This window comes from Serratia sp. CY84636, assembly GCF_052166245.1.
Taxonomy (GTDB): domain Bacteria; phylum Pseudomonadota; class Gammaproteobacteria; order Enterobacterales; family Enterobacteriaceae; genus Serratia; species Serratia nevei.
The window spans coordinates 532,985-545,948 of the sequence record NZ_JBJNOX010000002.1; the positions used below are offsets into that span (position 1 = coordinate 532,985).

11 protein-coding genes are annotated in these 12,964 nt (G+C 61.0%); 3 read left to right on the plus strand and 8 right to left on the minus strand.

The window, feature by feature from the left end:
* The first annotated feature begins 112 nt into the window (after positions 1-112).
* Both ACJ8QI_RS07105 and ACJ8QI_RS07110 read left to right on the plus strand, forming a co-directional pair.
* Positions 113-676 carry a helix-turn-helix domain-containing protein gene (locus tag ACJ8QI_RS07105; protein WP_033638405.1) on the plus strand — a complete coding sequence of 188 codons (564 nt, stop codon included), beginning with the start codon at positions 113-115 and terminating at the stop codon, positions 674-676.
* A 194-nt stretch (positions 677-870) separates the two neighbouring features.
* Positions 871-2,964, plus strand: a complete 2,094-nt coding sequence (locus tag ACJ8QI_RS07110) for a prolyl oligopeptidase family serine peptidase (protein WP_442532265.1) — start codon at positions 871-873, stop codon at positions 2,962-2,964.
* A 76-nt stretch (positions 2,965-3,040) separates the two neighbouring features.
* On the opposite strand, the gene dtpA is transcribed toward ACJ8QI_RS07110, so the two are convergent.
* The 5 genes from dtpA to rsxD form a co-directional block, all read right to left on the minus strand.
* Complete coding sequence (gene dtpA / locus ACJ8QI_RS07115) at positions 3,041-4,555, minus strand: dipeptide/tripeptide permease DtpA (RefSeq protein WP_442532266.1); 1,515 nt, start codon at positions 4,553-4,555, stop codon at positions 3,041-3,043.
* Positions 4,556-5,159: 604 nt separating this feature from the next.
* Complete coding sequence (gene nth / locus ACJ8QI_RS07120) at positions 5,160-5,801, minus strand: endonuclease III (protein WP_019455952.1); 642 nt, start codon at positions 5,799-5,801, stop codon at positions 5,160-5,162.
* Positions 5,801-6,499, minus strand: a complete 699-nt coding sequence (locus ACJ8QI_RS07125) for an electron transport complex subunit E (RefSeq protein WP_038873082.1) — start codon at positions 6,497-6,499, stop codon at positions 5,801-5,803. Before ACJ8QI_RS07125 ends, nth begins: the two co-directional genes overlap by 1 nt.
* The gene (rsxG, locus tag ACJ8QI_RS07130; protein ID WP_033652583.1) at positions 6,496-7,125 is read right to left on the minus strand and encodes an electron transport complex subunit RsxG; all 630 of its coding nucleotides are present in this window, start codon (positions 7,123-7,125) and stop codon (positions 6,496-6,498) included. The genes ACJ8QI_RS07125 and rsxG overlap by 4 nt, the downstream gene beginning before the upstream one ends.
* A gap of 9 nt (positions 7,126-7,134) precedes the next feature.
* Positions 7,135-8,220 carry an electron transport complex subunit RsxD gene (gene rsxD / locus ACJ8QI_RS07135; RefSeq protein WP_048233608.1) on the minus strand — a complete coding sequence of 362 codons (1,086 nt, stop codon included), beginning with the start codon at positions 8,218-8,220 and terminating at the stop codon, positions 7,135-7,137.
* 364 nt (positions 8,221-8,584) lie between these two features.
* On the opposite strand from rsxD, the gene ACJ8QI_RS07140 reads away from it, so the two are divergent.
* On the plus strand, positions 8,585-9,478 hold the full coding sequence (locus ACJ8QI_RS07140; RefSeq protein ID WP_060419143.1) for a helix-turn-helix domain-containing protein: 894 nt from the start codon (positions 8,585-8,587) through the stop codon (positions 9,476-9,478).
* Between the two features lie 34 nt (positions 9,479-9,512).
* On the opposite strand, the gene rsxC is transcribed toward ACJ8QI_RS07140, so the two are convergent.
* From rsxC to rsxA, 3 genes are read right to left on the minus strand one after another with little or no spacing between them, the layout of a single operon-like run.
* Positions 9,513-11,711, minus strand: a complete 2,199-nt coding sequence (gene rsxC / locus ACJ8QI_RS07145) for an electron transport complex subunit RsxC (protein WP_442532267.1) — start codon at positions 11,709-11,711, stop codon at positions 9,513-9,515.
* Positions 11,704-12,276, minus strand: coding sequence for an electron transport complex subunit RsxB (rsxB, locus tag ACJ8QI_RS07150; protein WP_004938428.1), 573 nt, complete (start codon positions 12,274-12,276; stop codon positions 11,704-11,706). The genes rsxC and rsxB overlap by 8 nt, the downstream gene beginning before the upstream one ends.
* Entirely contained in the window at positions 12,276-12,857 is a 582-nt protein-coding gene (gene rsxA, locus ACJ8QI_RS07155; protein ID WP_004938443.1) for an electron transport complex subunit RsxA, read from the minus strand. Before rsxA ends, rsxB begins: the two co-directional genes overlap by 1 nt.
* Between the last annotated feature and the right edge of the window lie 107 nt (positions 12,858-12,964).

The window sequence follows — 12,964 nt, forward strand, 5'->3', positions numbered from 1 at the left end:
TGGCTCCAATCGGTGATTGTGCGTTATAACGCACGTTGAGAAATCAGCATAGCACCGTGCGCTATAGCGCACAAGCGGGTATAATCGGGCTCGACACGCAGAGGAGAACTGGATGCAGGAACTTGCCGGCCATTTGGCACACACCCTTCGCACGCTGCGCGCGCAGCGCGGCTGGAGCCTGACGCAGGCGGCGGAATACACCGGCGTCAGCAAGGCGATGCTCGGGCAGATCGAACGCGGCGAATCCAGCCCGACGGTGGCGACGCTGTGGAAGATCGCCACCGGTTTCAACGTGGCGTTCTCCGCCTTTCTTGAGGCGTCGCCCGCGCAGCAGCAGGCGACGCTGCACCGTTACGGCGATCTGCCGGTGTACGATCAGGACAACGCCGATATGCGCGTGGTGCCGCTGTTTCCGTACGATCGCCAGCTGGGTTTCGATATGTTCGTCATCGATCTTGCACCGGGCGCGCTCAGCGAGTCGTCGCCCCATGAGCCGGGCGTGATCGAGCATGTCATCGTGATCAGCGGCCGGTTGGAGTTGGCGATAGACGGCGAATGGCACAGCCTGGCCGCCGGCGAGGCGATGCGCTTTCAGGCCGATCGGCCGCACGCTTACCGCAACGCCAGTTCACAAACGGTGCGTATTCACGATCTGATCCACTATCCTCAATCCTGACTCAACGCGGCGGCCGTGGGCTTTGACTCCGCGCCGCCAAACGCCTACCTTGTTGAAAATGACTCTTATTTCACAGGCTGTCGCCCACGACGGGGCGGCGTTGCAGCCGACTCAAAAGGAGCTTGATTTTGCCGGTCACCAATCGACGTCAGTTCATTAAACTCAGTGCGCAAACCGCAGGAGCCGTATTCGCGATGACTTCATTACCCAACAGTATCCGCCTGGCGATGGCGGCGGAAGGCGGCGCGGCCGCCGGCGATGAATTCCTGTGGCTGGAAGAGCTGCAGGGTAAAAAAGCGCTGCAATGGGTGCAGCAGGAAAATCAGCGCACCGTGGCGCGTTTCGGCCAGGGCGAAGACTTTCAGCGCATTGAGCGCGAGGTGCTGGATATCCTCAATAAAGACACCCAAATCCCGTGGGTGAGCAAGCGCGGCGAGTACTATTACAACTTCTGGCAGGATCAGGCCAACCCGCGCGGCCTGCTGCGGCGCACCACGCTGGACGAGTACCGCAAGGCCAAACCGGCCTGGGAGACGGTGCTGGATATCGATGCGTTGGGCAAGGCGGAAGGCAAGGATTGGGTCTATCAGGGCTCGCAACCGCTGGCGCCGGAATACCGCTATTGCCTGATGCAGCTGTCGCCGGACGGCGGTGACGCCACCGAAATCCGCGAATTCGATCTGGTGGCCAAACGCTTCGTCAAGGACGGCTTCAACGTGCCGGTGGCGAAAAGCCGGGTCTCCTGGGTCGATCGGGACACGCTGTTCATCGCCACCGATTTCGGCCCCGGATCGATGACCCAGTCCGGTTACGCGCGCATCGCCAAACGCTGGCGGCGCGGCACGCCGCTGAGCGCCGCCGAAACGCTGTACGAAGCGCAGCCCGAGGACATGGCGGTCTTCGCCTATCACGATCGCACGCCGGGCTTTGAGCGCGATTTCGTCGGCCGCAGCCTGGATTTCTATCGCCGCGACTATTTCCTGCTGATGCAGGACGGCCGGCAGAAAAAAATCGATATCCCGGCCGACGCCGAGCTGGACACGCATCGGGAATGGCTGCTGATCAAACCGAGCAGCGACTGGGAGGTGGGCGGCAAGCGTTATCCGTCCGGCGCGCTGCTGGCGGCCAACTTCGATGACTATCTGGCGGGCAAGCGCGAGCTGCAGCTGTTGTTTACCCCGACGGCGGAGCAGGCGCTGAGCGGCTACAGCGGCACCCGCGATCATCTGATCCTCAGCATCATGGATAACGTGGTCAACCGTCTGGAAGTGCTGACGCCGCAGGGCGGCAGCTGGCAACGTCGCCCGCTGGGCAACCCCGGCGCCATCAGCACCCTTTCCGCCGGCGGCATCGACGAAGAGAGCAACGCCTATTTCCTGACCGTCAGCGGGTTCCTGCAGCCGACCTCGCTGTACATGGGCAATCTCGACGGCGGTGAGGCGACGCTGCTGAAACAGGCGCCGCAGGATTTTGACGCGTCAGGCTACCAGGTGAGCCAGCATTTTGCGCGTTCCAAGGACGGCACCCGCGTGCCGTATTTCCAGATTGCCGCCAAAGATCTCAAACCGGACGGCAGCACGCCGACGCTGCTGTATGGCTACGGCGGGTTTGAAGTGCCGCTGCTGCCGGGCTATCTCGGCGGCAAGGCGCCGGCCTGGTTGGAACGAGGTGGGGTGTACGTGGTGGCCAACATCCGCGGCGGCGGCGAATACGGCCCGGCCTGGCACCAGGCGGCGCTCAAGCAGAACCGCCATCGCGCCTACGAGGATTTCGCCGCCGTGGCCGAAGATCTCATCGCCCGCAAGGTGACCTCGGCGCCGCATCTGGGAGCACGCGGCGGCAGCAACGGCGGCCTGTTGGTGGGCAATATGCTGACGCTGTATCCGCAGCTGTTCGGCTGCATCGTCTGCGAAGTGCCGCTGCTGGACATGCAGCGTTATACCCAGCTTTCCGCCGGCGCGTCGTGGATCGCCGAATACGGTGACCCGAGCAAGCCGGAGGAGTGGGTCTATATCAAGACCTTCTCGCCGTACCACAACATTCAGGCGCAGACGGCCTATCCGCCGGTGCTGTTCTATACCGCGACCAGCGACGATCGGGTCAACCCGGCCCACGCCCGCAAAATGGCTGCGCGCATGCAGGCGATGGGGTATCAGCAGGCCTATTTCTATGAAAATACCGAAGGCGGGCACAGCGCCGCCGCCGACAAGCAGCAGGCGGCGTTCCACAGCGCGCTGGTAAGCGAATTCATGTGGGCCAACCTGAGCGGCAAGCCCAAGTCAGCGTAAGCCTTTTTCTTGCCGGCATAAAAAAACACCGGGGCGTTAACCCCGGTGTTTTTATTTATGCTCAATCTGCCGGCGATCAGCGAGCCGCGCTGGCTTCCTGCGCTTTCTGATTGGCGTCTTCGGTGGTGTCCAGCGTCATGCGGTACAGCTTCGGCGCGGTCAGCATCATCAGGATAGCGATGACGGCGGTGACGATGCCGATCTGCATAAACACATGGCTGTAGATGGCCAGCGAAGCGTGCGCGTCGTTGATGTCGCTCGGGACGGCGGTCAGACCGGCAACCTTACCGGCGATCAGCGCGGCGGCGGCGGTGGTCAGGAACCAGGAGCCCATGATGAAGCCCATCAGACGCTGCGGCACCAGCTGTGCCACCATCGCCAGACCCAGGCCGGAAATCATCAGCTCGCCGATGCTCTGCAGCGCGTAGCTCAGGATCAGCCAGTTGACCGACACGATGCCCTGTTCGTTGGCGAAGCTGGCGCCCCATGGCAGCACCAGGAAGGCGCAGGAGCAGAGGATCATGCCGAAAGCGAACTTGTGCGGCATCGGCAGGCGATCGCCCATTTTGTTATATAGCGCGGCCAGAATCGGGCTGGCGAGCATGATCCAGAACGGGTTCAGCGCCTGATACTGCTCCGGCTCGAAGGCAACGCCGAAGATGCTGTGTTCCACGTTATGGATGGCGAAGAAGTTCAGCGAGGTTGGCATCTGGCTGTACAGCACGAAGAACACCACCGCTTCCAGCATCAGCAGGAAGGCGACGATCATCTTGCGGCGTGCGGCGCCGTGCAGGGCGAAGGTTTCCTTGGCGAACACCAAGACGATGCCGGCGGAAACCAGGGCCAGCGCCCAGCGCGCGATCACCTGGTTGTGCAGCAGCCAGCTGGACACGGCGATCAGCGCCACGATGCCGACCAGCACCACCAGCAGTTTCGGCAGATGCAGCGGCTTGAAGTCAGGCTTGGAACCGTTTTCCTTCACCCACTTGTGGCACATCATAAAGTTGACCAGGGTGATCAGCATGCCGACCACGCTCAGGGAGAACGCCACGCTCCAGCCGTATTTTGCCGCCAGCCACGGAGTCGCCAGCATGGAGAAGAAGGAACCGATGTTCACCGACATGTAGTACATGGTGAAGGCGCCGTCGATACGCGGATCGTCTTTCTCATAGCAGGTGGACAGCAGGGAGGACGGGTTGGCCTTGAACAGGCCGCTGCCCACGGCGATGGTCGCCATACCCATGTAGACCCAGAAGATGTCGTGGCCGGAGTAGGCCACCATGGCGTAACCGGCGGCCAGCACCAGCGCGCCGAGCACGATCACGCGTTTGGCGCCCAGCACCTTGTCGCCCAGCCAGCCGCCGATGGCGACGAAGCCGTATACCAAGGCGCTGAAGGAAGAGAACAGGGTGATGGAGTCGGCTTCGCTCATGCCGAGCATCTTGACCAGATAAACCGCCATGATGCCCTGCAGGCCGTAATAGCCGAAACGCTCCCACAGTTCGATCGAGAAGATCAGATAGAACGCTTTCGGTTGTTTGAACGCGTTAAGGCTAACGCTCTCCGGGTGTTGGTTGTTTGCTGTTGACACTGGTACCTCTGTTTTTTCGCAGCCCGTCTTTGGAGGACGGGAAAGTACAAAAGTTGATGCGGAACGGCATCCTTTTGCGTTGTTATAGGATGGGGACGGCGGTTAATGTTCACTATCTTTGTCAACGTGGCAAGCAGTTTGTCATATTCGGTTACATTTAACGCCCGCAGGATTATGCCGCGATGTTGCAAATGTTATGCAGTATTAACTTTCGGGTTTTAATGGTTTGCCGATTTTTTGTTTTGATTAAAAGCTATACGGATTTTAAACAGGGATATATTCTGCTGAATTGCTATTTTTTAGCGCATCAGTGTATGTACGGTTATTAATCCGTTGGAATGTTGTGTATATGGCGCGTTTTGTAAAATTATAGAAATTTAGGAAAACGGGACTGGCATTTGTGAACGTCTTGTGATCCCGAAAGCGTGACGTTCACCGCAATTTTCGACTAATTTTTCGCTTGAAAATAACACGGCACTGAGTTTTTCACTGAAAACCGCGATAACGCCGGGGTTACTGCTGCGCGATATCACATTTCCGATAAAAAAGAGCCGTTGGCGGGGGAAAGGACGCGGTGGGGTACGGTTTGTCGCACCCCACAAACTCAGGATTCCGGATAAACCTTTTCTTTATACTCGCACAGGTCTTCGATAATGCAGGAGCCGCAGCGCGGTTTGCGCGCGATGCAGGTATAGCGGCCGTGCAGGATCAGCCAGTGGTGGCAATCGACCTTGAATTCGGCGGGCACCACCTTCAACAGCTTCTCTTCCACCTGATCGACGTTCTTGCCCGGCGCGAAGTGGGTGCGATTGCACACCCGGAAGATATGGGTGTCGACGGCGATGGTCGCCCAGCCGAAGGCGGTGTTGAGCACCACGTTGGCGGTCTTGCGGCCGACGCCGGGCAACGCTTCCAGCGCGGCACGGTCTTCCGGCACTTCGCCACCGTGCAGCTCCAGCAGCATGCGGCAGGTTTTGATCACGTTTTCGGCCTTGCTGTTGAACAGGCCGATGGTCTTGATGTACTCCTTGACGCCATCAACCCCCAGCGCCAGCATGGCGGCGGGAGTGTTGGCGACCGGATAAAGCTTGGCGGTCGCCTTGTTGACGCTCACGTCGGTGGCTTGCGCAGACAGCAGCACCGCAATCAGCAGTTCAAACGGCGTGGTATACACCAGCTCGGTGGTCGGGTGCGGATTGTTGTCGCGCAGCCGGGTCAGAATTTCGAGTCGCTTCTGCTTGTTCATCAGGCCTTCTCAGCACGTCCTTGTTCCAGCAGCGGTTCCACCGCCACGGCGCGGGCTTTGCGCGCCTTCATTTTTTCGTCGATCAGATATTTGACCGCCAGCAGCAGCCCCAGGCCGATAAAGGCGCCCGGCGGCAGCATCGCCAGCAGGAAGGGGCTGTCGAAATGCACCACTTCGATGCGCAGCGACTTGGCCCAGCCGCCCAGCAACTGATCGGCGCCGTCGAACAGCGTGCCGTTGCCCAACAGTTCGCGCATTGAGCCCAGCGTCACCATCACGCCGGTAGCGCCGAGGCCGATGGCCATGCCGTCCAGCGCCGAGAGGCCGACCGGCTTCTTGGCGGCCACCGCTTCGGCGCGGCCCACCACGATGCAGTTGGTCACGATCAACGGAATAAAGATGCCGAGCGACTGATACAGGCCGAAGGCATAGGCGTTGATCAGCATCTGCACGATGCTCACCACGGCGGCGATGATCATCACGTAGATAGGAATGCGCACCTCGCTCGGCACCCAGCGGCGCACCGCGGAGATGGAGGCGTTGGTCAGCGTCAGCACCAGCGTGGTAGCCAGCCCCAGGCCGAGCGCATTGGTGACGGTGGAGGTCACCGCCAGCAGCGGACACATGCCCAGCAGCTGCACCAGGGCGGAGTTGTTTTTCCACAGCCCCTGGACGATCAATTCTTTGGCTTCACTCATTCGCTGGCTCCACACGCAGGTAAGCTTTCAAGTTTAGGCGGCAGCGTTTCCATATACAACGCCGTGCGGCGTACCGCATTGACCACCGCTCGCGGGGTGATGGTGGCACCGGTGAACTGGTCGAACATGCCGCCGTCTTTCTTCACCGCCCAGCGCTTATCGTCCGGGCCTTCGATTTTCTTGCCGCTGAAGAAGGAAATCCAGTCGGAAATGCGCAGTTCGATTTTGTCCCCCAGCCCCGGGGTTTCGTGGTGCTCAATCACGCGGGTGCCGAGCACCGTGCCGTTGAAATCGGCGCCGACCAGCAGCTTGATGGCGCCGGAGTAGCCGTCCGGCGCGGTGGTTTCCAGCGCGGCGGCGGTCGGCTGCCCGTTTTTGCGCGCCAGGTACAAGCGGTGCGGCGCGCCGTCGCCCAGCGCCGGGTCGCTGACCAGGAAGCATTCGTTCTGCATGACGTTGTCGTAGTTTTCCGGCGGTACCACCTGATCGAGCAGCGCTTTTTGTTGCAGCGCCGCCTGATGGGCGATGGTGGTTTTCGTCAGGGCGTAGACCACGGCGGTCAGGCCGGTGGTGACCGCCGCGAACACCGCCAGCGTGGTGCCGTGCTTTCTCATGGAATTCAGCATGGCGGCTCCTTAGCGATGGCCGTACACGCGCGGCTGCGTGTAGTGGTCGATTAACGGGACGGTGATGTTGGCGAGCAGCACGGCGAAGGCTACGCCGTCAGGGTAGCCGCCATAGACGCGGATCAGCCACACCAGCACGCCGATCAGCGCGCCGTAGATCAAACGGCCCTTCGGCGTAGTAGAGGCGCTGACCGGATCGGTGGCGATAAAGAACGCGCCCAGCATGCTGGCGCCGGAGAACAGGTGGATCAGCGGCGAAGCCTGATGCGCCGGATCGATCCACCAGGCCAGGCCGGAACAGAAGGCGATGGCGGCCAACATGCTGAAAGGGATCTGCCAATGGATCAGGCGGCGCGCCAGCATAAACAGGCCGCCGGCCAGGAAGCCGAGGTTGACCCACTGCCAGCCGATGCCGGCCAGGGCGCCGCCAAACAGCGGCTGCTGCAGCACCTGTTCCACGCTGTGGCCGCTGCGCAGGCCGGTTTTGAAGCCGTCGAGCGGCGTGGCCTGGCTGATGCCGTCCACGCCCATCTGCAGTTCGTGCAGCGTCGCGCCTTGCGAGGTATGGCCGCTGAAAATGGCCAGCAGCGTGTCGTGGAGCGACAGCGCGGTGGCGCGCAGCTCATCCGGCGGCAGCCAGCTGGTCATCTGTACCGGGAAGGAGATCAGCAGCACCACGTAACCGACCATTGCCGGGTTGAACGGGTTCTGCCCGAGGCCGCCGTACAGCTGCTTGGCGATGACGATGGCGAAGAAAGTACCGATGACGATCATCCACCAGGGGGCCAGCGGCGGCAGGCTGATGCCGAGCAGCAGCGCGGTGAGCAGGGCGGAGTTATCCGCCAGCCGGCTGCGCACCGGCAGCTTGCGCAGCTTGAGGATCGCGCCTTCCGCCGCCAGCGCGACGATCGCCGCCAGCGCCACTTGAATCAATACGCCGTAGCCGAAGAACCAAATCTGTGCCGCGATGCCGGGAATGCACGCCAACATGACCCACAGCATGATGCGGCTGGTGCTTTGCTGGTTGTGGGTGAAAGGCGAGCTGGCGATGTGTAAGCCTTTGGCGGCTGTGGGTGATACCGGCCTGAACTTCATAGAGTAACGATACCTTCTGCGCCGCGCCTGCGGCAGTTTCGATGCGCCGTTCTGAAGGCGCGGCAAAAATGATAGCCGAGCATTCTACCTGATTCGATGCGAGGGTAATACGCCTTAATAATAGGGGTATTCAGCTTTTCGCATTCGCGGCGATCGGGGCAATGCAATTTGATTTTTTTTTGGCCGGAAAATGGGCTAACGTGAGGAATTGTCAGTGGAACTTGTGCCGCTAGCGACCGCAAGAAACCGGGTAACCGTATGAATGAGATATGATTTTTCTCCAAGTTTTCGCACAAAATAACAACTTTCACATAATCTGTGTAGGTTACTATCGCGACATTATTGAGTTAGTGAATCCATAATAATGACAAATGAAGACATTTTTTTTATTGAAGAGCTAATTGAGTGGGTGGAGATACATCTGGAGAAGCGGCCAAACCTGGATGAAGTCGCGCGTATTTCGGGCTATTCCAAGTGGCATCTGCAGCGTAAATTCAAGCGTATTACCGGCATTCAACTCGCCACCTATATCCGTTCGCGCATCCTGACGCGCGCCGCGGTGGCGCTGCGCATCACCCGTCGCTCGATCATCGACATTTCCGATGAGCTGGGCTTCGACTCGCAGCAGACCTTTACCCGCATGTTCAAGCAGCGCTTCAACATCACCCCCAATCGCTACCGCGCGATGGAGCACTGGGATGTGAAAAACCTGATGCCACGCTTTAACTTCGAAGCCAGCTACGGCGCCGGTTATTATCCGGAGGTGAAGCGGCTGACGCTGCCCGAGATGCAGCTGGTCGGCTTCACGCGCCGGCTGGATTTCGCCTCCGAGCAGGAGCTGGAGTACTCTTCCTGCATGGCGATGAAGGACGAGATTTTCAACGACTTCTTCAAGGGGCTGCACGTCGACTGCCGGCGGATTTACAGCATCTATTCCCCCCAGGCCGGGGAAGGCGACGAGCTGTCATCCACGCTGGTGATGGCGGTCGATCCTGAACACAAAAAGGATATTCTTTCCAACCATCAGATAGACACCTTCCATTTGCCGAGCCGCGAGTTTATCTCCATCAACCATAAGGGCACGGCGAAAGAGTGTCTGCAGTTTTTCGGTTACCTGATGTCGCATGTGATGCCAGGGCTGAAGGATGAGGTGCGCGGCAGTATGGAAATGGAGATCATTCAGACCAAAGAGTGGAATCCGGAATCTAAACTGCGTCAGATTGAGGTGGATTACACCTACCTGATCTCTATCGATTAAACGGCGCCCGGCGTAGGCCCGGCGCCGCTATCGATCATTTTTCTTCCGTTGCGGCCGCCAGCGATTCTCTGGCGGCTTTCTTCGCTTTGGCGCGGGCGATAGCCGCTGCCACCGCCGCCTTTCGCGGATCTTCCTCGGCGGTCGCCGGCGCCGTTTCCGCCGATGCAGGGGCGTCCGCCTGCTGCGCCGCTTTCTTGGCTTTGGCGCGCGCGATAGCCGCTGCCACCGCCGCCTTGCGCGGGTCTTCCTTGGCGGTTGCCGGCGTCGTTTCCGCTGGAGCAGGAACGTCCGCCTGCTGTGCCGCTTTCTTGGCCTTTACACGCGCCAGAGCGGCAGCGACCGCGGCCTTGCGCGGGTCTTCCTCGGCGGTTGCTGGCGTCGTTTCCGCTGGAGCAGGAACGTCCGCCTGCTGCTCTGCTTTTTTGGCTTTGACGCGCGCCAGGGCGGCAGCGACCGCCGCCTTACGCGGATCGTCCTCTGTTACGGCAGGAGCAGTGCCATCTGCGGCTGGCGCTTCTTTGCGTGCTTTCACGCGGGCCAGCGCTGCGGCCACGGCGGCTTTGCGCGCGTCGTCGCCGGAAACGGCCGGTGAGGCTTGCTCTGCTTCGGCCGCCAACTGGGCTCGGCGTTCGCGCGCCTGCGCTTTACGCGCTTCGCGGGCGGCGATCATCTCGCTGTTATCCGGCTGCTGGCCGTCGACCGGCGTGACCGCCGCTTCGGCATTTTTGCTGCGCACGCGCGCCAACGCGGCCTGCACCGCGCCCTGATCGTCGTCGGTCAGTTTGACGGCGGCTTTTTTGTGCCGCTCTTCGCGCGCCAGCTTCTCGCGTTCCAGACGGGCCAGTTTGGCTTCGTAACGCGCCTTGGCCTCGGCGGTGCGCGTCGCCTCCAGATCGATAGCCTTGATCTCGGCCTTTTCCTGACGGTAGTACTGCACCAGCGGGATGTTGCTGGGGCAGACGAACGCGCAGGCGCCGCATTCGATGCAGTCGAACAGGTTATGGTTGCGCGCCTTGTCGTGCTCTTGTCCGCGGCTGAACCAGTACAGCTGCTGCGGCAGCAGCCCGGCAGGGCATGCGTCTACGCACAGGCCACAGCGGATGCAGGACTGCTCTGGCTCCTGCGGCGTCATTTCATCGACCGTCGGCGCCAGAATGCAGTTGCTGATCTTGACGATCGGCACATTCAGCGCGGGCAGGGTGAAGCCCATCAGCGGGCCGCCCATGACTACCATCTGCTGCGCCTGCGGGCGGAAACCGGCGAAGTCGAGCAGGTGCTGCACCGGCGTGCCGATGCGCGCCCACAGGTTGCCCGGGCGCTCGATAGCCTCGCCGGTCAGGGTCACCACGCGCTCAATCAGCGGTTCGCCGTCGACGATCGCTCGTTTGATGGCGAAGGCGGTGCCGACGTTCTGCATCAGCACGCCGATGGCGGAGGAGTGCTTGCCGTGCGGCACTTCCTTGCCGGTCAGGATCTTGGTCAGCTGCTTGGCGCCGCCGGACGGGTATTTGGTGGGGATAACGCGCAGCCCAATGCCGGACTGGCCGCGAAGCGCCTGCTTCAGCGCCGCGATCGCCTCCGGTTTATTGTCTTCGATGCCGATCAGCGTGACCTTGGGCTGCAGAATGTGTTGCAGGATCTGCGTGCCTTCGATGATCTGGTCGGCATGTTCCTGCATCAGGCGATCGTCGGCGGTGATGTAAGGTTCGCACTCGGCGGCGTTGAGGATCAGCGTTTCCACGCCGCTCATGCCGCCCTGCAGTTTGCTGGCGGTCGGGAAACCGGCGCCGCCCAGACCGGCGATGCCGGCCTGATGAATACGTTGAATCAGCTCTGCGGCGGGCGCCTGGCGATAGTCCGCCACCGGATCGCGCTCGCACCAGCGGTCTTCCCCGTCCGCCTCGATAATCACGCACAGTTCCGTCAGCCCGGAAGGGTGAGCGGTGATGTGCGGCGTGATGGCGCTGACGGTGCCCGAGGTTGGGGCGTGTACCGGCACGGTGCGGCCACGGCCGACGGTCAGCGGCTGGCCTTTCAACACCCGATCGCCGGCGTTGACGCACAGCTCGCCTTCCGGCCCCAGATGCTGCTGCAGCGGAATGATAAAGGTCTTGGGCAGGGGAGCGACACGCAGCGGCGCACCGCTGGATTGCGTTTTCATTTCCGGTGGATGGATCCCGCCGTCGAAATCCCAGATCCGGTCTTTTTTAAAGGCGGCGAACAGATTAAGCATGTTGCTCCACGTGGATCACTTGCACCGGGATCGTCTTCATGTCCCACTTCCAGTTGGCAGTGGTGGTGGCGACCGGTCTCATTTCAATACAGTCGGTAGGGCAAGGGGCGACGCACAGATCGCAGCCGGTGCAGAGGTCGGTGATGACGGTGTGCATGGCGCGGGTGGCGCCGACGATGGCGTCCACCGGGCAGGCCTGAATGCACTTGGTGCAGCCGATACAGTTGGCCTCGTCGATATAGGCCACTTTACGCTCCGGCTCGGCGGCGGCTTCGCTGCCCAGCGGCTGCGGCTCGACGTTGAGCAGCTCCGCCAGCTTCAGCATCACCTGTTCGCCACCCGGCGCGCATTTGTTGATCATCTCGCCGTTGGCCACCGCCTCGGCGTAGGGGCGGCAACCGGGGTAGCCGCACTGGCCGCACTGGCTCTGCGGCAGGATCGCGTCGACCTGCTCGGCGACCGGATCCTCTTCCACCTCAAAACGGCGCGCGGCATAGCCCAGCACCAGTCCGAACAGCAGCCCGAGCGCGCTTAAAGCCGCGATAGCTATCCACAACGCAGTCATTAGAATTTCACCAGCCCGGTAAAGCCCATAAAGGCCAGCGACATCAGCCCGGCGGTGATCAGCGCGATCGAGGAGCCGCGGAACGGCGCCGGCACGTCGGCGACCGCCAGGCGTTCGCGAATGGCGGCGAACAGCACCATGACCAGCGAGAAACCGGCGGCGGCGCTAAAGCCGTAAACGGCGGACTGCAGGAAGTTGTAGCCGAGGTTGACGTTAAGCAACGCTACGCCCAGCACCGCGCAGTTGGTGGTGATCAACGGCAGGAAGATGCCCAGCAGGCGGTAGAGCGCCGGGCTGGTTTTGCGCACCACCATCTCGGTGAACTGCACGACGACGGCGATCACCAGAATGAAGGAGAGCGTGCGCAGATACACCAGATCCAGCGGAACCAGAATAAAGGTGTTGATCACCCAGGCGCTGACGGAGGCCAGCGTCATAACGAAGGTGGTGGCCATTCCCATGCCGATGGCGCTTTCCAGCTTCTTGGAAACGCCGAGGAACGGGCACAGGCCAAGAAACTTCACCAGAACGAAGTTGTTCACCAGTACGGTGCCGACAAACAGGAGCAGGTATTCGGTCATTGCGATGCCTAAAAAAATAAAAGCCGCCTATTATCGGGAATCGGCGGCCGGACGACAACATATGAATCGCAGGGGTATTGCCTTTTTTGGCGAAAATTTACACAAAT